The 17,616-nt window shown below is 63.8% G+C and carries 18 protein-coding genes; 5 read left to right on the top strand and 13 right to left on the bottom strand.

From position 1 onward, the window contains the following. Positions 1 to 2: 2 nt before the first annotated feature. The gene (locus tag ACQZ5H_RS15550) at positions 3 to 1,829 is read left to right on the top strand and encodes a cytochrome c biogenesis protein DipZ (protein ID WP_449098265.1); all 1,827 of its coding nucleotides are present in this window, start codon (positions 3 to 5) and stop codon (positions 1,827 to 1,829) included. Between the two features lie 87 nt (positions 1,830 to 1,916). Beyond that, complete coding sequence (locus tag ACQZ5H_RS15545) at positions 1,917 to 3,890, top strand: ABC transporter ATP-binding protein/permease (protein WP_449098264.1); 1,974 nt, start codon at positions 1,917 to 1,919, stop codon at positions 3,888 to 3,890. 16 nt (positions 3,891 to 3,906) lie between these two features. Here ACQZ5H_RS15545 and ACQZ5H_RS15540 read toward each other — a convergent pair whose 3' ends face one another. From ACQZ5H_RS15540 to ACQZ5H_RS15510, 7 genes are all read right to left on the bottom strand, one after another. Next, a complete protein-coding gene (locus ACQZ5H_RS15540) occupies positions 3,907 to 4,641 on the bottom strand; it encodes an ATP-binding cassette domain-containing protein (RefSeq protein ID WP_112711200.1) in 735 nt (244 codons plus the stop codon). Between the two features lie 10 nt (positions 4,642 to 4,651). Next, on the bottom strand, positions 4,652 to 5,851 hold the full coding sequence (locus ACQZ5H_RS15535) for an alanine racemase (protein ID WP_449098263.1): 1,200 nt from the start codon (positions 5,849 to 5,851) through the stop codon (positions 4,652 to 4,654). Positions 5,852 to 5,865: 14 nt separating this feature from the next. After that, positions 5,866 to 6,807 (bottom strand): ABC transporter permease, encoded by a 942-nt coding sequence (locus ACQZ5H_RS15530; protein WP_199628270.1) that lies wholly within the window; start codon positions 6,805 to 6,807, stop codon positions 5,866 to 5,868. A 130-nt stretch (positions 6,808 to 6,937) separates the two neighbouring features. After that, complete coding sequence (locus ACQZ5H_RS15525; RefSeq protein ID WP_449098262.1) at positions 6,938 to 7,996, bottom strand: substrate-binding domain-containing protein; 1,059 nt, start codon at positions 7,994 to 7,996, stop codon at positions 6,938 to 6,940. A 46-nt stretch (positions 7,997 to 8,042) separates the two neighbouring features. Beyond that, a complete protein-coding gene (locus ACQZ5H_RS15520) occupies positions 8,043 to 9,299 on the bottom strand; it encodes a M20 family metallopeptidase (protein ID WP_449098261.1) in 1,257 nt (418 codons plus the stop codon). Beyond that, entirely contained in the window at positions 9,296 to 10,510 is a 1,215-nt protein-coding gene (locus ACQZ5H_RS15515) for an ROK family transcriptional regulator (protein ID WP_112711196.1), read from the bottom strand. The genes ACQZ5H_RS15520 and ACQZ5H_RS15515 overlap by 4 nt, the downstream gene beginning before the upstream one ends. Before the next feature lie 153 nt (positions 10,511 to 10,663). Beyond that, entirely contained in the window at positions 10,664 to 11,134 is a 471-nt protein-coding gene (locus ACQZ5H_RS15510; protein ID WP_449098260.1) for a hypothetical protein, read from the bottom strand. Between the two features lie 124 nt (positions 11,135 to 11,258). Here ACQZ5H_RS15510 and ACQZ5H_RS15505 point away from each other — a divergent pair, with 124 nt between their 5' ends. Then, positions 11,259 to 12,440, top strand: coding sequence for an adenylate/guanylate cyclase domain-containing protein (locus ACQZ5H_RS15505; RefSeq protein WP_449098259.1), 1,182 nt, complete (start codon positions 11,259 to 11,261; stop codon positions 12,438 to 12,440). 115 nt (positions 12,441 to 12,555) lie between these two features. Beyond that, entirely contained in the window at positions 12,556 to 12,936 is a 381-nt protein-coding gene (locus tag ACQZ5H_RS15500) for a response regulator (RefSeq protein ID WP_449098258.1), read from the top strand. A 3-nt stretch (positions 12,937 to 12,939) separates the two neighbouring features. Here the strand turns inward: ACQZ5H_RS15500 and ACQZ5H_RS15495 are convergent, their stop codons facing one another. Continuing rightward, positions 12,940 to 13,821, bottom strand: a complete 882-nt coding sequence (locus tag ACQZ5H_RS15495) for a LysR substrate-binding domain-containing protein (RefSeq protein ID WP_449098257.1) — start codon at positions 13,819 to 13,821, stop codon at positions 12,940 to 12,942. Between the two features lie 109 nt (positions 13,822 to 13,930). Between ACQZ5H_RS15495 and ACQZ5H_RS15490 the strand changes: the two genes are divergently transcribed. Further along, on the top strand, positions 13,931 to 14,152 hold the full coding sequence (locus ACQZ5H_RS15490; RefSeq protein ID WP_449098256.1) for a hypothetical protein: 222 nt from the start codon (positions 13,931 to 13,933) through the stop codon (positions 14,150 to 14,152). 29 nt (positions 14,153 to 14,181) lie between these two features. Here the strand turns inward: ACQZ5H_RS15490 and ACQZ5H_RS15485 are convergent, their stop codons facing one another. The 5 genes from ACQZ5H_RS15485 to ACQZ5H_RS15465 all read right to left on the bottom strand — a co-directional run bounded on the left by ACQZ5H_RS15485 (position 14,182) and on the right by ACQZ5H_RS15465 (position 17,536). Continuing rightward, complete coding sequence (locus tag ACQZ5H_RS15485; RefSeq protein ID WP_449098255.1) at positions 14,182 to 14,739, bottom strand: DUF2076 domain-containing protein; 558 nt, start codon at positions 14,737 to 14,739, stop codon at positions 14,182 to 14,184. A 291-nt stretch (positions 14,740 to 15,030) separates the two neighbouring features. After that, positions 15,031 to 15,594 (bottom strand): hypothetical protein, encoded by a 564-nt coding sequence (locus ACQZ5H_RS15480; protein WP_449098254.1) that lies wholly within the window; start codon positions 15,592 to 15,594, stop codon positions 15,031 to 15,033. A gap of 109 nt (positions 15,595 to 15,703) precedes the next feature. Then, complete coding sequence (locus ACQZ5H_RS15475; RefSeq protein WP_449098253.1) at positions 15,704 to 16,024, bottom strand: hypothetical protein; 321 nt, start codon at positions 16,022 to 16,024, stop codon at positions 15,704 to 15,706. Then, on the bottom strand, positions 16,021 to 16,527 hold the full coding sequence (locus tag ACQZ5H_RS15470; RefSeq protein ID WP_449098252.1) for a hypothetical protein: 507 nt from the start codon (positions 16,525 to 16,527) through the stop codon (positions 16,021 to 16,023). The genes ACQZ5H_RS15475 and ACQZ5H_RS15470 overlap by 4 nt, the downstream gene beginning before the upstream one ends. 13 nt (positions 16,528 to 16,540) lie before the next feature. Then, complete coding sequence (locus tag ACQZ5H_RS15465; protein ID WP_449098251.1) at positions 16,541 to 17,536, bottom strand: type I glyceraldehyde-3-phosphate dehydrogenase; 996 nt, start codon at positions 17,534 to 17,536, stop codon at positions 16,541 to 16,543. Positions 17,537 to 17,616: the final 80 nt, after the last annotated feature.

Here is a 17,616-nt window from a genome sequence, read left to right as displayed (position 1 = left end):
CCATGATCCTTTTCGTCCTTGCCTATCTCGGCGGCGTGCTGACGATCGTCAGCCCCTGCATTCTGCCCGTGCTTCCCTTCGTCTTCGCCCGCGCCGGGCAGCCCTTCATGCGCAGCACCCTGCCGATGCTCATCGGCATGGCGGCGACCTTCGCGGCGGTCGCGACACTTGCCGCCCTCGGAGGTGGCTGGGCGGTGCAGGCGAACGAGTATGGCCGCTATGCCGCGCTGGCCCTGCTTGCCGTCTTCGGCATCATCCTGTTGTTTCCCGCCTTGTCGGATCATCTGACGCGGCCGCTGGTTTCGCTCGGCGCGCGTCTGTCGCAGTCCGCCGACAAGGGAGCCCGCGCCGGCGGCTCCAGCGTCGTCGCCTCGCTGCTTCTCGGCGTTGCCACAGGCCTGCTCTGGGCGCCCTGTGCGGGACCGGTTCTCGGCCTCATCCTGACCGGGGCGGCGCTTCAGGGTGCCAGCGTCGGCACCACGCTTCTGCTGCTTGCCTATGCGCTCGGCGCTGCGACCTCTCTTGCGCTGGCGCTGCTTGTCGGCGGCAAGGTCTATCAGACGATGAAGCGGTCGCTCGGCGTCGGCGAATGGCTGCGCCGCGGGGTCGGTGTGGCGGTTCTCGTTGCCGCCGCCGCAATAGGCCTCGGCCTCGATACCGGCTTCCTGACACAGGCGTCGGTCGCCAGCACCGCATCGCTGGAGCAGGGACTGATCGACAAGTTGCAGCCGCAGAAACCGTCTTCCGTCGTGATGAACGGCAATGATGGCGGCGCGATGATGATGAGTGGCGGCAGCAACCAGATGATGATGAGCGGCGCCAACACGATGATGCTGGCAAAACCGCAAGCGGCCGCGGACGCATTGCCGGTCGAAGGCAAGATGCCGCCGCTCGACGGTGCCATCCAATGGCTGAACTCGCCGCCGCTTTCGGCCGAAGCGCTGAGGGGCAAGGTGGTGCTCGTCGATTTCTGGACCTATTCCTGCATCAACTGCATCCGCGCCATTCCCTATGTCAAAGCCTGGGCGGAAAAGTACAAGGATCAGGGGCTGGTTGTGATCGGCGTGCATGCGCCGGAATTCGCCTTCGAGAAGAATGTCGACAACGTCAAGAAGGCGATCGGCGATCTCGGCATTACCTACCCCGTTGCCATCGACAACGACTATGCCATCTGGCGGGCCTTCGACAATCAATACTGGCCGGCGCATTATTTCATCGATGCCGAAGGCCGCATACGCTATCACCATTTCGGCGAGGGCGAATACGATCAGTCCGAGCGGGTGATCCAAGAGCTGCTCGCCGAGGCTGGAAAGCTGAATGTCGCGGGCGGCATCGTCGATGTGAAGGCGACCGGCGCCGAGGCGGCATCGAACCAGAACGACGTGCAGTCTCCCGAAACCTATGTCGGCTGGCAGCGTTCCGAGAACTTCGTCGACACCAAGGGTACCGTCAACGATGCGCCGCATGTCTATAGCGCGGCGGAGCCGAAGCTCAACGAATGGGGCCTGACGGGCAACTGGACGGTCGGGGCCGAAAATGCCGGGCTCAACGACAAGGATGGCAGCATCTACTACCGCTTCCATGCCCGCGACCTGCATCTCGTTCTCGGTCCGAATGCGGACGGAAAGCCGATCCGCTTCAAGGTCACGGTCGATGGCAAGCCTCCGGGGGATAGCCACGGCGTCGATACCGATGCCGACGGCAACGGCACGGTAACCGGCCAAAGGCTCTACCAGCTGGTGCGCGAGGCCGGCCCGGTCGGCGACCACACGTTCGAGATCCATTTCCTCGATCCCGGCGTGCAGGCCTACGCCTTCACCTTCGGTTGAGGGGATCGCCACGCGAATTGGACGTCTTGCCGCAACGCGCCGCAAGGCGTCCATGAAACCTTTTGATTTTTGCGCCGTTGTCGGCTCATGGCCGAAGCTCAATTGAAACCGAAATCGGTCGATGGCACCAAACCGGAAGGTGCCGCGAAGTCGCACCAAGGGGAGGGATCGACTGTTGAGGCCCCTCCGCCGCCGGATATTGCCGAACCCGATCCGGGCCTGACGCCGGAAGAAGCCGAGCATGCGCGCAAGCGCTATCTGCTGCGGCGCTTCTGGATCAGCGCGCGGGGCTACTGGAGCCGTCATGGCGACAGCTTCGCCTGGCCCTGCACGCTCGGGCTGCTGGCGATGATTGTCCTCAATGTCGGCTTCCAATACGGCATCAATCTCTGGAACCGGAAGATCTTCGACGCCATCGAGCGGCATGATGCCGCCACCGTCTATTATCTGAGCGCGGTGTTCCTGCCGCTGGTGCTCGGAAGCGTGGCGCTCGTCACCGCACAGGTGCTGGTCAGGATGATGATCCAGCGGCGCTGGCGCTCGTGGCTGACGAAGGCGGTCATCCAGCGCTGGCTGGCCAATGGCCGCTATTATCAGCTGAACCTGATCGGCGGCGACCACGCCAACCCCGAGGCCCGTATCTCCGAAGACCTCCGGATCGCCACGGAATCGCCGGTCGATTTTATCGCCGGTGTCATCGTCGCCTTCCTGTCGGCCTCCACCTTCATCGTCGTGCTCTGGACGATCGGCGGCGCTCTGACCTTGCCGGTCGGCGGCTCGATGATCACAATTCCGGGCTTTCTGGTGGTTGCCGCCGTTCTCTATGCCGGGATTACCTCGACCTCGATCGCTTTCATCGGCCGCAACTTCGTCGCGGTCTCCGAGGTCAAGAACCAGACCGAGGCCGAGTTCCGCTATACGCTGACGCATGTGCGCGAAAACGGCGAGAGTATTGCGCTGCTCGGCGGCGAGGAGGAGGAGCGCAACGACGTCGACCGGACATTTGGCAAGGTTATCCGGCAATGGGCGCTGCTGGCCGGCCAGCATATGCGCACGACGCTGGTCTCGCAGGGATCGAGCCTGATCGCGCCCGTCGTGCCGATCCTGCTCTGCGCGCCGAAATTCCTCGAAGGCGCCATGACGCTTGGCGAGGTCATGCAGGCCGCATCCGCCTTCACCATCGTCCAGGCGGCCTTCGGCTGGCTGGTCGACAACTATCCACGCCTTGCCGACTGGAACGCCAGCGCGCGCCGTATCGCTTCGCTGATGATGTCGCTCGATGGGCTCGAGCGCGCCGAACACAATGACTCCCTCGGCCGTATCCAGCACGGCGAGACGGAAGGCGAGGCGATGCTGAGCCTCAACGATCTCTCGGTGTCGCTCGATGACGGCACCTCGGTCGTCAAGGAAACGCAGGTCGATATCGAACCCGGCGAGCGTGTGCTCGTCTCCGGTGAATCCGGCACGGGCAAGAGCACGCTGGTGCGCGCCATTGCCGGTCTCTGGCCCTGGGGCCAGGGCAGCGTCAACTTTCGGGCCGGCAGCCGGCTCTTCATGCTGCCGCAGCGCCCCTACATCCCCTCGGGCACGCTGCGCCGGGCAACGGCCTATCCCCGTGCCGCCGACGACTGGAGCGAAGAGGAGATCAAGGGCGCGCTGAAATCCGTCGGGCTGGATTATCTGAGCGCCAGGATCGAGGAGGAGGCGCCCTGGGACCAGACCCTCTCCGGCGGCGAGAAACAGCGCCTCGCCTTCGCCCGTCTGCTTCTCCACGATCCCGATATCATCGTGCTCGACGAGGCAACCTCGGCGCTCGATGAGAAGAGCCAAGACCAGATGATGCAGACGATCATCCGCGAACTGCCGAAAGTCACCATCGTCAGCGTCGCCCACCGGGCCGAGCTCGAAGCGTTCCACAGCCGCAAGATCACCCTGGAACGCCGCGACGGCGGAGCAAAGCTCGTCAGCGATATCGATCTCATCCCGCGAAAGCGGAAGTCGAAATCGCTCTTGCGGCGCATCGTGCCGCGGCACTCACGGTCGAAGCGCGGCGGGCGTTGAGAACAGCCGGCGTGCGTTACACGCCGGTGATCATCGAGACGATCTCGTTCTTGTCGGTTTCCGACGTCTTGCGGATGCCGATCTGCTTTCCACGTCTGAGAACGCAGATGCGGTCGGAGAGCTTGAAGACCTGGTCAAGGCTGTGGCTGATGATCAGGACACCGATATTGCGCGATTTCAGCGACTGCACGATCGCCTCGACCTTCGCCGTTTCGGCAACGCCAAGTGCGGCGGTCGGCTCGTCGAGCAGGATCAGCTTCTTTGCCCAACGGGTGGCGCGGGCGATCGCCACGCCCTGACGCTGGCCGCCGGAGAGGTCCTTGATCGTCGCGTGTGCCGACGGGATGCGGACGTCGAGTTCCTTCACCAGCTTCTCGGTTTCGGCGATCATCGTCTTGCGATCAAGCAGGCCGAGGCCGTTGGTCAGTTCGCGCCCGAGGAACATGTTCATGTAGACGGTCTGCTGGTCGGCGAGCGCCAGATCCTGATAGACGACCTCGATGCCGTGCGAGCGCGCCATCGTTGCGCTCGACATGGACACCGTGTCGCCCTCGATGGTGATCGTTCCGGAGGAGGGGGCATAGACGCCGGAGATGATCTTGATCAGCGTCGACTTGCCGGCGCCGTTGTCGCCGACGAGGGCGACGATCTCGCCGGGATGAATGTCGAGCGAGAAATTCTCGATCGCCACCACGGCGTCGAAGTTCTTCTTGATGTCCTTCAGCGACAGGACGGGAGCGGAAGCGTTCATCGGCAATACCTCAGACCGGCCAGGATTCGGCTTCGCCGAAGCCGTTCTCGATGCTCTCGACCTTCGGCTGTCCCCTGGAGATGCCGGAGACGCCGACGACATAGGCGCGGGTGACGAAGGCCTGGCCGCGGAAGCCGAATACGGCGGTGTCGCCGGGCTTCGGCGCCTTGGCGCCTTCAGCATCGATCATCGCGTAATAGTCGATCATCGAGGGCGGTGGGATCTCGACGCTACGCAGCGCGGAGGCTGCGACTGTCGGCTCGTCGGCGACGATCGCCTTGACGTCATAGTCGGGGAAGATCGGGTCGATATAGAAGCCGCCGCCGAGGCAATAGGCCTTGCCGCCGGAGAGGTGCGAGACCTCCGTCAGGTAGCAGACGGCAGGCAGTTCCGGTAGGTCCTCGACGGCATGCAGCGCTGTCGTTCCGTGCAGCCCGTTGCCCGGCTCGCATTGCGTGGCGCCCGCATCGGCAAGCGCCTGCAGCAGGACGGAGGAAGTGGTGCCGGGGGCATTGACCTCGATATCCTTGCGGCCGGCCTTGGCCAGCGCTTCGGCCGCCTTGGTCAGCGTCGCCAGATTGTGGGTCGGGATGACCTTGCGCGTCTGGTGATCGAAAAGCAGCGCCGGGAAGGTGGTGATGCCGGCAAATCGGCCGCCGTCGAGCCGGTCGAAATGCTCTGCCACTGCGGCGACATCGGCCGCATCGAAGCCGCCCTCGTGGCCGCGGTAGAAGGTGTCGCCTTCGGCGCGGATACGGGCGAGCAGGCTCTGCGTATAACCGGCGGCCTTGGCGCCAGCCGCGGCTTCGGCTGCCTTCTCATCGTTGAAAACCGTCCAGTAATCCGGGCGGAAGGTCTTGGCGGCGGCCTTTGCCTCGTGCCGCGCAACCTGCTGCAGGTGACCGAGATGGCCGACCTTGAGACCGGCGCGGTGGGTCGCCCGGGCGCAGGCCATATCGACGGCGACGGAACGGTTGATGCCGCCGCGCATGACGGCGTGGGCAAACGAGCTGGCGCGGCCGACCTGCTTGGTCATCGCGAAGATTTTCAGGCCCAGCCGGTCGGCCTCGTTCTTCAGGACGCGGGCATTGGCCTCGACCGTATCGAGATCGAGCACGTAGGAATTGGCGGGGATCCGGCCTTCGCGATGGAGGGCGATGGCGGCTTCGATGAACTTCGGGTTACGGCGGCGGAGAACGTCGAGAAACATGGGAAAACCTCTCTTCAGCGCAGCTTTTCGCGCAGGGACACGGCCACTGCCGCAAGAATGATGAAGCCGCGAACGATCATCTGGTCGGAGACGGACAGACCCATCAAGATCAGGCCGTTGTTGAGCATGCCCATCATCAGCGAACCGACGAGGGCGCCGACGATCGAGCCTCTGCCGCCGTTGAGCAGCGTGCCGCCGACGATGACGGCGGCGATGACGGTCATCAGGTCGGTTTCGCCGAGCGTATATTTGGCGGCCTGCAGGCGGCCGGAGTAGAGCAGCCCTGCAAGTCCGGCGAGACCGCCGCTCAGCATCATCACGGCCAGCCGGATGTGCGGAACCTTGATGCCGGAAACGCTGGCGGCCCGCGCATTGTCGCCGACTGCCAGCACATGCGCGCCGAACCGGGTCTCGCGATAGACGATATGCCCGGCGGCGATCGCCAGAATGGTCCACCAGATCAGCGACGGGATGCCGAGGAGCGAACCCGAGCCAAAGAAGCCGGTAAAGGTCTCGTCGGTAACAGGCACAGACCGCAGATTGGTCAGCGACCGGGCGACACCGGCAAACAGGCCCATGGTCGCAAGCGTGACGAGGAAGGAGGGCAGCCTGACATAGGCGACCAGCACCCCGTTGGCGAAGCCGATTGTCAGCCCGGCGCCCAGGCCGGCGAGAACGCCCGGCACCACGCCATAGCTCTCGATCACGACAGCGGCGCTGAGGGCGGAGACCGCGACGATCGAACCGATCGAAAGGTCGATCTCGCCTGCCGAAAGCACGAAGACCAGGCCGATCGCCATGATCGTCACCGGGGCGGTCTGCAGCACGATGTTGGAAAGGTTTCTGGTCGTCAGAAAGCCGCTATCCTGCAGCATCACCGCGAAGAAGATGAAGATCGCGACGAAGCCGAAATAGACGACATACTGTTGAAGATTGATGCGCATTTTCAGGGGCATGGCCGGTCTGCCTGTTTACTGGCGATAGACATGCCGTCCGCTGGAACGGCATGAATGCTCAAGGGGAGCGGTGAACCCGCCTCCCGGTTTCCGGAGAGCCGGCGGCCGCAGAGGCCGCCGGTGAGCGCAATCACTTTGCGGCGTCGAGAACCGACTTCGGCGCATCGCGGTTGAGCGATTCCTTCCATCCCTCGGCGACATTGGCCTTGGTGACCGTCAGCGCCGGGGCGACGATGAAGGGCGGGGTCTTTTCGCCGATCAGCGACTTCAGTCCGGCAGCCGCCATGGCGCGGCCGAGTTCATAGGCCTTGTCGGCGACAATAGCGGTAACGTTGCCGCCCTTGACCATGTCGAGGCCGACAGGTTCCGAGAGGTCAAGCGTAACCACTTTGGTCGTCTTGTTGCCGGCGCCACGAAGGGCCGCGAGCACGCCATCGGCCGGTTCCGCCCAGGTCACGTAGATGCCGTCGAGATCGGGATGCTGGAGGAGCATCGCATTGGCCAGCTCCTCGGCGCGGGCCGGATCGGAGATGCCCTGCTCGGCAACGATCTTAATATCCGGGTAGTCCTTCTCGATCGTCGACTTGAACGCCTGGTCGCGCTGGTTGGTGACGTAGTAGGTGGCGTCGTGGAAGATGTAACCGACCTTGCCCTTCTTGCCGATTGCCGCAGCGAGCGCATCGGCTGCCTGCTTGCCCATCTGGTAGAGGTCGTCGGTGACGATCGCCGCATAGTCGGTATCGTGCTTGTAGCCGGCGGGCAGGTTGGAGAGGAAGACCAGCTTGGTGCCGTCCTTGACGGCCTGCTTGAAGGCTTCGGCCGACGTTGCCGGGTCGAGCGGCAGCGCCAGGATGACGTTGGGCTTGGCGGCGAGCGCGGTCTCGATGTCGCTGCGCTGCTTGGCAGCGTCGAAACCGGCATCCGTCGTCACGGCGATATCGACTCCGGCCTTGGCGAACTCATCCTTGGCGCCGGCCGAAACGGCATTGGTGAAATCCGACGATGTGTGCCAGAGCAGGGCGGCCTTGTAGCCCTTGCCCTTGAGCTTGGCGAGATCGGCGTCGGAGAGCTTGATTTCCTCGCTCTTGGTCGCGGCTTCTCCCGATGGGCCGACGGTCTCGGCCTGCGCCAGCATCGGCGCGGCGATCAGGGCGCTCGTCACAAGCGCGGCATTTAGAATCTTCCTCATCAGCATGGTCATGTTCCCTTTTTCGTCGTTGTTGGTTTGGCACTCTTTATTCCGCCACGCCGCAGTAGCGCGCCATGAAGCTGGCGAACGCGACTATCCCGGCGAGGTATTCCTCGATGTCGACATGCTCTTCGAATGTGTGGCAGTTGCGGATATCGCCCGGCGCGCAATAGACGGCCGGGATGCCCAGCCGGTTGACGAAGAACGGCGATTCCGACCAGAACGGCGCGCCCTCGATCGCGCCACGTCCGGCAATGGATTGGGCGACCGACGCGCAGAGCATCGACACGGCAGGCAGGCTTGGATCGATCTCGGCTGCCGACCCGCCGACCCGATGGTCGCGTCCGGCGGGATACGCAATCTCGACCTTGATCTCGGGGTCGGCGATGGCGCCGCGAATGACCGCTTCCATCTCGGCCGCCGCATCGTCGAGGGATTCGCCCGGAAGCAGCTTGCGGATCAGCGAAAGCTTGCATTCCTCTGGCACCGCAATGAAGCCGCCGCCCGTCAGGCCGGTGATCAGCAGAAAACCGCGTCCGATCAGCGGATGCTCGCCGCGGGCGGCGATCTCGTCCGAGTGTTTCCAGAGTGCCGACATGACGGCATGGCTTGCCTTCAGCGCGTCCTTGCCAAGTTCCGGCACGCCGAAATAGGCGGATTTGCCGGTGATGGTGATATCGGCGATGAAGAAGCCGATCTGCGCCGAATAGACCGCAAGCTGCGTCGGCTCGGTGTAGACGACGAAATCCGGCCGCTCGATTTCACCGGCCTCGATGCGGGCGGCATAGTCCTTGATGCCAGCGGAAATGCCTGTGCCCGGCTGGCCGCTCTCCTCGTCGCCGACAAAGGCAAAGGCGAGATCGCCCTTCAGCCTGATGCCGGCCTTGTCGAGCAGCGACAGCGCCGCCAGCGACGTGCAGATCCCGGCCTTGAGATCGCCGGAGCCACGGCCCCAGATCTGGCCGTCGATGATCGGAGCGGCGAAGGGATCTTCACGCTCGGTCCCGGCCCAATGCTCCCGCCAGCCGTCGACGTGGACGGTGTCGGTGTGGCCGATGAACTGTAGCCGCTTGCCGCCACCGGCACCCTTGCGTTCGCCCCAGACATTCGGGCGGCCGGGAAGGAAATCAGTGGTCTTTACGTTCTCGATGCCGCGGGAGACCATTTCATCCCTCAGCAGCGAGACGACATTGGCCTCGTTGCCGGTGATGCTGTCGCGGCCGATCGCGGCGCGCAGCAGCCTGATGGCATCGTCGCGGTCGAGCGCTTCCCGCAGGCGCTTCGTCAGTTCGTCTGCGCTCATCGGGCGGCCTCCCTGAAATGCATGGTTTCCGCCGGCGGCAGAGACATCCGGCTATCGGGGGCATCGGCGCCGAACAGGGCATTGTGCAGATGGCCGAGACCGATCGCGATGGCGCCAACGATCGCCGCCTGCGCGCCGAGCGCGCTCTTTTCGACCTCGACAGGGTAGGGGAAGCACTGCGGCAGGAATGTCCGCACGCGCTCGATCAGCTCATCGCGGAGCCCGATCGAGCCACCGAGAATGACCTTCTGCGGGTTGGCGATCGCGGCAATGGCGGCGATACCCTGCGCCAGTAGCCTGGCGGTGTCGTCAAGCACGGTGGTGGCATCGCCGTCGCCGCCCGCTGCCTTCTCGAAAATCTCAGGCACCGTCGCGGCTTGGCCGGAAAGCGTCTGGTAGCGCTCGATAATGCCGAAGGAGGCCGCGACGCGCTCATAGGCGCCGGTCCGCAGCGATTCCGGCTCGAAGGGATTGGCACCGAAAGGCAGGAAGCCGAGCTCACCGGCAGCATTGCCGACGCCTCGCACCAGCTGGCCGTTGACCATCAAACCGCCGCCGATGCCTGTGCCGACGGCGATGTAGGCGAGATTGTCGATGCCCTGGCCCTGGCCGAGCCAGTTCTCGCCGATGACGCAGAGATTGACGTCGTTCTCAAGCGTCACATTGAAGCCGAGTGCCTTTTCGAGCGCAGACGCCACGTCCATGGCGTCGAAGCCGGGGATATTCGGAGCGAGAAGAATGCGGCCGGTCGATTTCTCCGGCGCCCCGGGCGCCCCGATCACCGCCATGCGGATCTTCTCTCTTGGGATATTCTGACGCGCAGCAGCCTGCCAGCAAAGATCGGCGATCTGATCGACGACAAACTGGCCGCCGCGGCGATCGGTCGGTGCCACCTCTTCGGCGAAGACATGAAAGGCGAGATCGGCGATCGCCACCCGCACCTTGGTGCCGCCAAGGTCGACAGCGGCAATGAAGGCCGCATCGGGAATGAGTTCATAGGTCACAGCGCTGCGGCCGATATGCCCCGTCGTGCGTCCGGTCTCCTGGATCCAGCCATCGAGCTCAAGCTGACGGACGATCTCCGAGATCGTCTGCTTGGAAAGATTGGTCTGCTTGGCAATCGAAGCGCGCGAGATCGGCCCGCTCTGGATGATCGCTTCCATGACGGCGCGCTGGGAGAACTTTCTGGAGATGCGCTGAGTATCGCTCACGAGGTCCTCAATTAATTCGTTCTATGACCGAACAAAATCACAAAGGCAAAATGGAGTCAACGCGGCTGCGCGTGTATTTGCATGTTTGTGAAATCAGCGAGGGCGCCGAGGCAGGGTGGAGGACTACCGGTTACGTTCTGCCGATAAGCTCCATCACCTGTTATCCCCGGCAAAATCGACCGATGAGATCTCTACCGACCAGTCGAGGTCGGCAGGCGACAGGTTGAGTGTGTCGAGGCCGCGATAGTGGTTCAGTGCGAAGCAGGTGCCGTAGACGGCCTTGGGCTCGATGATCTTGTAGCTCGTCAGGTAGTCGGCATAGGCCTCGACGCTGTAGCCAGGGCGTTTGGCGATGAGGCGGAAGCGGACGGCGTCCACCTGGCGGTCGGAGCCGTTGGCGATTTCGACGAAGACCGGCTTGGCGGGATCGGTGCAGCCTTGGGTTCCGGTGCTGGTGGCGGTCACCAGGCTCGCAGAGGTGTTGCGGCCGGACTGCTGGTAGTAGAGATAGGCTCCGATGCAGGCCACGGTGGCGATGATGACGGCGAGTGCCACGAGCGCGGGCCGGGGGAAGAGGAAGAAGAACACCACAAAAATCGCTATCGCGACTATCAGCAAGATCATCGGCCGTTCTCCCTTTCCCGTTGAGCTAATGCAGCCACCCTGCTTATGCAAGGCAGGGCGGCGGCGTCTGGTTTCGGGCGGATGGCAATTATGCGATATCATCGCGTGACGACGGAGGGATTCGATGAACGGTTTGGCCGACCTGATTGCCTGGATTATCGCGCAGGGACTTGCCGCCGATGATATCGATGCCTTGCTCGAAGGCCTTTCGCTGCGCCTGACTGAACAGGGATTTCCGCTGCTGCGCGCCTCGATCGCCATGCCATCCATCGATCCGAAGCATCGCGGTCTCTCGGTTGCCTGGTACCGGGACACGGGCATCTCCAAGGAGGCGCAGGAGCATGGCGAAGAGGGTGAGGCGCTGTTCCGGCGCTCGCCAATTTCCTATCTGCTGCAGAACCAGCTGGAATTCATGCGCTGGAGCCTTCCGGCCAATGCCGAGACGCCGCCATTTCCGGTTCTGACAGATCTCAGCGATCTCGGTGCCACCGATTTCGTCATCAAGATTACGCCCTTTCCTGGTGATACCGCTCTGGCAGGCGCCAGTTTCTCGATCGCCACAGATCAGCCGGGCGGCTTTACGGAGAGCCAGCTTGCCGGTTTCGAGGGCGTCATGCCCGCGCTGGCGCTCGCCTGCTGCCGCATCGCCATGACCCGCGTGGCGAAGGATGTGCTCGCCGTCTATACCGGCGAGCGGACGAGCGAGCTGATCCTGACCGGGCAGATCCAGCGCGGCGACGGCGCGTCGATCTATGCCGCGATCCTGTTTGCCGACCTCAAGGACTTCACGTCGCTTAATGAAAAGCATGAGCCGCACGATATCGTCGACTGGCTGAACGAGCATTTCGACGCGATCGGCAAGCCGGTTGTCGAGGAAGGTGGCGAGATCCTGAAATTCATGGGCGACAGCCTGCTGGCGATCTTCCCGGTGCAGGCTGCCGATACAGCGCAGGCCTGCCGTCTGGCGCTGTCGTCCGCGCAGAGGGCGCTCGCCACGAACGATGCGCTCAATCAGGGCAGGCGGGAACGCGGCGAACCTGAGCTCCTTGTCGATATCGTGCTGCATCTTGGCGAAATCTTCTACGGCAATGTCGGCACCGACCGGCGCCTCGATTTCACCGTCATCGGCCGGGCCGTCAACGAGGCGTCGCGGATGGAAAAGCTCGCCGATGCGCTGGAAACCAACCTGCTGGCCTCGGCGCAATTTGCGGCCCAGACCGGCGGCGCCTTCCGGGCGGCGGGACATTTCAAGCTCCGGGGCGTCGAGGAGTCGGCCGAGATCTATGCCTGGACGGGCGCGGTGTGACCGCCTGCCGGTCGTTCGGATTTTGTTAAACATAAACTAAAATCTTAATCATCGGCCGCGCTCCGATCCGCATTTCCGTGCGTTCCTCCATCATGCGACAACGGAGGGAAACCGGATGGCAGTCGTGATGATCGTGGAAGACGAAGCCCTGATCCGCTTTGCATTGGCCGATGAACTGATCGCTTGCGGGCATATGGTGATCGAGTGCTGCAATGTGCTGGAGGCACTCGCGGTTCTCGGCAAGAGCGCCGAAATCGATGCCGTCGTGACGGATGTCGATATGCCCGGTGGGTTGAGCGGGCTGGATCTCAGCCGGCTGCTCGCGGCCACAAGGCCGTCGCTGCCGCTCTGGGTCACCTCGGGCCGGGAGGTTGATATCTCCGCTTTGGGTCCGGCAGCGGCTTTCCTGCCGAAGCCTTATGACATGAGGGCGCTCGCCTGCGAAATCGCGCGGCGGGAGGCGATGTCCGCCGAGCGCTCGGCCTCCTTCGGCTGAGCCTCAGGGGCTGGTCAGGTACTCCACCAGCTTGCGGGCATGGACGGGCAGGGCGGCGAAGCTGCGGGCGCAGATCAGCAGATGGCGAAGCGCCCAGGCATCGGTGAGTGGGATCACACCGAGTGCCATTTCGGCCTGATAGCGCCGTGCATAAACGTCTGGAACGATGGCGAGGCCGACGCCGCTGCTGGCCATCGCGCAGATGTCCTCGAAACTGTCGAGCCGCACGCGAAGCTTGAACTGCTGGCCCTCGCGGGCGGCATGCGCAGACAGGTGCCCCTGCAACGCACTGTCCGCCGGGAGGCCGACGAAGGGTTCGCCGAGGATATCGCGGAACGCCACCGATCCCGCCGCGACCAGCGGATGGTCCAGCGCGGCCACGACGACGAGGCGGTCGATCTCGAAGGGGCGGGTTTCGAGCGATCCTGTCTCGCTCGTATCTGCGGCAATGCCGAGATCGGCAAGACCGCCCGCGACAGCCGAGACGACATCCGGGCTCTGCTTTTCCTGCAGGTCGATATCGATCGTCGGGTGATCGGCCAGAAAGCGGCGCAGCACGGCCGGAAGATGCGCCATGGCGGCGCGGCCGGAAAACAGCCGGACCTGGCCGCGCAATCCTCCCGCATAGAGCTGCAGATCGCCGCGCATCTGCTCCATCTGCCCGAGCACGATGCGGGCGTGGTGGGTGAGCGCCTCTCCCGCCGGCGTCGGCCGGACGCCGCGTGCCTCGCGCTCCAGCAGCGGGATACCGCTCGTCTCCTCCATGCCGCGGATGCGGGCGCTCGCAGACGGCAGCGCCATGCCCGATCTCTCGGCACCCTGCGTGATGCTTTGCGCTTCGACGACATGCAGGAAGAGACGAAGGTCGGTCAGATCGAAGCGCATAGTCCCTCCCGCGTCAGGCCTTCGGATTTTCCGAAGCCTTGCCTTGTATCTTCCGCATTGTGCGAAATCGCCGGCTGCCGATCATGCTTGATATGATCTTGGAGCCGGATTGGATATGGACGCTTCGGAAAAAATCTTGCGTGCCTTCGCTTTTCGCCTGGCACTTCTGGTACTCGCCGTCGCTGCAGCGAGAAACCTGCCTGATAACAGCGCTGGCGATGCGCCGACAGGATCGATAGCGCTCGCCAGTCTTGCGCCCGAATGCGGATCAGCCCCGCCGCAGCGCGGCGAGGCTGATCCTGATTTACGCGATATGTCTCTGCACGACTGAAGCGCTCTGGCAGCACTTCTCAGGCGATATCATTCCTCGTCGCCGAACATGTCCATCTCTTCCTCGGGGGCTTCCTCCTGAGGTTCGGCGGCCTGCGCCTCGTTGCCGCCCATCATGCCCATGACGGCATTGGTCAGCAGCATGCCGCCGGCGACACCCATTGCCGTCTGCGCGGCGCCGGCGAGGAAGCCGCCACCGGCGCGGGGCGCCATTTGCGCGGCATGGCCGTAGCCCTGGTTCTGGGCACCGCCCCACGGAGAGGCGGGAGCGGCATCGTATCGCTGCGGGCGCGCGACCGCCCGCTGCGGGGCGTTGCTGCTGCCGAACATCGACGAGAAGAAGCCGCCGCGCTGCGGCTGCGCATGGGCGCTCTGCATCTCCAGTTCCTCGATCCGGCGCTGCGCGGCTTCGAGCGCCTGTTCCTGGACGACGATGGTCTGCGCCATGTAATAGGGCGCGCCCGGCTGCTGTGTAATGCGCTCGTTGATGAACTGTTCGGATTGCGTGTCGCGCGGCGCCGATTGCCGTTCGACATTGGCGAGCTTGGTGAAAAGGCTGTCGATGGCCTGCTGATCGTTGCGATCCATACATGTCTCCTTGGCGGTGGTATCCGCGGTGGTCAAATCAGGGTTTAGCTGGGTGCGCGCGGCGCAAATGCCGGCCGGGCCGGTGCAGCCGGGTTCTCAGGCGAGAAAACCGGCGGAGCCCATTTGCGGGCGGCCCGTGTTTCGGGCAGGGCGTAGCGCGAGAGTTGATTTCCGGAAGTGGAAAGTCGTGTGATGGTCCTCATACCTGCATGTACGAAGCAGGAGGCCGATAGCTTCCATCACAAAGATTTTATTCCGGCGCCGTCAAAGCGCCGGATCTGGCAGCAGCGGTCAGTTCTCGATCTGCTGCTCGGCGACGACGCTGGCAACCACTTCGTCGGCGCCATTCGGATAGGTCGGCAGGTCGAGCGTCACGGCTTCCTTGAAACCCTCGCGTTCGATCGAGAAGAACTTGCGCACCCGCACTTCGCCATTCTGCTGGCCCGAGGCGGTGGCGCTTTTCGCCGCGATGAGATCGCGTTCGAATTGCGCGGCGTCAACCCCGGCAAAGGCCATGGTGCAGCTTTCGACCGGCTTCTCGCCGACGGTCGCCTTGGCGATGACGATCGCTTCGAACGGCTTGTCGCCACCCGTCTGGGTGATCCAGCCGTCGAAGGCGGTCGGCTCATCGAGCGGCAGGATGCCGAGGGTCATGTCCTGCGACAGGGTTCCCCACCCGCTTTCCTTCGCAAGTGCCGCCGTGCGGTCATAACGCGGCCCTTCGTTCATGCACTTTTCAGCGAAATCGGCAAAGGGCGAGGGTGCCGCCGCCTCTTGGGCAGACGCGGAGCCCGCGGCGGCCAGAGCTGCGACTACGAGCGCGGTTATCTTCAGGGTCGCCGTGGATTTGCTCATCGAATGTCCAGTTCCGCGCAGTCGTGCTCTGTGAACCTACCAGATAGGCGATGCCGCAAGAAAACGCCACAGCAGGTCATGGCCCTCATCCGGAAACGGCGATCGAATGTCAATCCGGAGAGCCGCCCTCGATGTTCGGATCGTAATCGCCGAGCGCCTTCTGGACGGTATTGTTCCGGGCATAGCGGTGCTTCAGCCGGGCCAGCTCTGCGTCGCTTCCGCTGCACAGCGTGCGCAGCTGCTGATCGATTTCTGCCTGCCGTTCTTCGTCAGGCGAGGCTTCGCCGCGGAAATGGTCGCAATCATCGCGGCGGCTGATGAAGGCGCTGACGTCGTCAGGCAGGGTGGCGTCGGCTGCGAGGCATGGCGCGGCAAGGCAGAACTGGACCAGCGCCATGCCGGCATATGTCAGCCGCCGCCCGGCCATCATTCGATTTGCATGTCGAGTTGCTGGGCAATCTCTTCATAGTGGCGGGACGACGCGGCGTTGCCCTCTTTGGCATAGACGGCGCCGACTGCTCGCGCTGCCTTTGCTGCGGCACGGAAGGCGTCAAGGCGATCCTGCGGCTCAAGCTCGGCGCTGCCACCGATATCGCCGTTGCTGAAGCGGCCGACGCGGTAGCCTTCATTGTCGATCACGCCGATCACAGGCACGCCGTTCTGCATTTCGCCGTAGAAAGCCGGACCGGCCTGGTTTCCGTCACGGCGGCGCAGCATGCCGAGGCCGGAGGCTTTGTTGCCGGCGCATGCACCGGTCCAATAGGTCGGGCCTACGGTCAGCGAGATGGGAGAAACGAATTCGCAATGGCTGGCCGGATCCCTGGACCAGGTCGCACCGGCCGGCGCGTTCTGTGCCAGGAGCGACGGCGCCCACAACAGGGAGGCGACTGTCGCGAATGCTGATAGCGCGATGAATGCGTTTCGATGCGGCAATGCTATCGTCCCCTCAGGAAGTGGCCATCAGCGATGCGACGTCGATCATCCGGTTTGCAAAGCCCCATTCGTTGTCGTACCAGCCGAACACGCGCAGCAGTCCACCGGCCGATACCGAGAGTTCCGGGCCTGACACCACCAGCGATTCCGGCCGGGCGCGCAGGTCGACGGATACGAGCGGCTTCTCGATCCAGCCGATGACGGGCGATGCGGCGATCGCGCTTTTCAGCTTATCGCGTGCTTCTGAGAGGGACGGCGCTTTCTCCAGCGATACCGTCAGGTCGATCGCCGAAACGCTGGCGGTCGGAACGCGAATGGCACGGGCTTCGATCTTTCCGGCAAGCGACGGCAGGACCTTGCCGACCAGCTTGTGGGCGCTGGTGCTGGTCGGAACCATGGAAAGGGCGGCGGCGCGGCTGCGGGCAAAATCGTCGCGCGGCTGGTCAACGGTCGGCTGGCTGCCCGTGTAGCAGTGAACCGTCGTCATCTGCCCGCCGATAATACCGAAGAGGTCATCGACCGTTTTCAGGAGCGGCGCCAGCGCATTGGTGGTGCAGGAGGCGTTGGATATGATCTTGTGGCCGGCGATCATCTGTTCGTTGGCGCCAAGCACGACCGTCACGTCGGCCGATTCAGCCGGACCGGAAATCAGCACGCGCTTCGCCCCCGCTTCCAGCGCCCGGGAGACATAATCGCGAGTATAGGGCTGGCCGGTGCATTCGAGGAAAATATCGACGCCGGAGAGATCGAGGGCGCGAATGTCGCGCTCGTTGTGGAAGGGGATAGAGCGCGAGCCGATGCGCAATGCACGGTCTTCGGCTGATACGTCTTCCGCCCAGGGGCCGAAGACGCTGTCATACTGGAAAAGGTAGGCGCAGCTTTCCAGCGGGGCAATGTCGTTGACGAGCACGACCTCGATATCGCGGCGCTCTTTCAGCAGGATACGGAGAACGGAGCGACCGATGCGGCCAAAGCCATTGATTGCGATTTTCGGCTTCTGTTTTGTCATCCGGCGGGCTCCCTGCGATCGTCTGATGAGGCCTATGACAAGCGCGGAGTATTCGCAATATCAAAGCGGTGGCCGCTGCT

It is taken from the genome of Rhizobium sp. 21-4511-3d (assembly GCF_053522545.1).
Note: the sequence above shows the minus strand (reverse complement) of the source record. Positions and strands in the feature narration are given on the sequence as shown.

What these genes read in the sequence shown, in the direction of transcription:
- ACQZ5H_RS15550 (WP_449098265.1), top strand. Translation starts at nt 3, where the DNA reads ATGATCCTTTTCGTCCTTGCCTATCTCGGCGGCGTGCTGACGATCGTC.
- ACQZ5H_RS15545 (WP_449098264.1), top strand. Translation starts at nt 1,917, where the DNA reads ATGGCCGAAGCTCAATTGAAACCGAAATCGGTCGATGGCACCAAACCG.
- ACQZ5H_RS15540 (WP_112711200.1), bottom strand. Translation starts at nt 4,641, where the DNA reads ATGAACGCTTCCGCTCCCGTCCTGTCGCTGAAGGACATCAAGAAGAAC.
- ACQZ5H_RS15535 (WP_449098263.1), bottom strand. Translation starts at nt 5,851, where the DNA reads ATGTTTCTCGACGTTCTCCGCCGCCGTAACCCGAAGTTCATCGAAGCC.
- ACQZ5H_RS15530 (WP_199628270.1), bottom strand. Translation starts at nt 6,807, where the DNA reads ATGCCCCTGAAAATGCGCATCAATCTTCAACAGTATGTCGTCTATTTC.
- ACQZ5H_RS15525 (WP_449098262.1), bottom strand. Translation starts at nt 7,996, where the DNA reads ATGAGGAAGATTCTAAATGCCGCGCTTGTGACGAGCGCCCTGATCGCC.
- ACQZ5H_RS15520 (WP_449098261.1), bottom strand. Translation starts at nt 9,299, where the DNA reads ATGAGCGCAGACGAACTGACGAAGCGCCTGCGGGAAGCGCTCGACCGC.
- ACQZ5H_RS15510 (WP_449098260.1), bottom strand. Translation starts at nt 11,134, where the DNA reads ATGATCTTGCTGATAGTCGCGATAGCGATTTTTGTGGTGTTCTTCTTC.
- ACQZ5H_RS15505 (WP_449098259.1), top strand. Translation starts at nt 11,259, where the DNA reads ATGAACGGTTTGGCCGACCTGATTGCCTGGATTATCGCGCAGGGACTT.
- ACQZ5H_RS15500 (WP_449098258.1), top strand. Translation starts at nt 12,556, where the DNA reads ATGGCAGTCGTGATGATCGTGGAAGACGAAGCCCTGATCCGCTTTGCA.
- ACQZ5H_RS15495 (WP_449098257.1), bottom strand. Translation starts at nt 13,821, where the DNA reads ATGCGCTTCGATCTGACCGACCTTCGTCTCTTCCTGCATGTCGTCGAA.
- ACQZ5H_RS15485 (WP_449098255.1), bottom strand. Translation starts at nt 14,739, where the DNA reads ATGGATCGCAACGATCAGCAGGCCATCGACAGCCTTTTCACCAAGCTC.
- ACQZ5H_RS15480 (WP_449098254.1), bottom strand. Translation starts at nt 15,594, where the DNA reads ATGAGCAAATCCACGGCGACCCTGAAGATAACCGCGCTCGTAGTCGCA.
- ACQZ5H_RS15475 (WP_449098253.1), bottom strand. Translation starts at nt 16,024, where the DNA reads ATGATGGCCGGGCGGCGGCTGACATATGCCGGCATGGCGCTGGTCCAG.
- ACQZ5H_RS15465 (WP_449098251.1), bottom strand. Translation starts at nt 17,536, where the DNA reads ATGACAAAACAGAAGCCGAAAATCGCAATCAATGGCTTTGGCCGCATC.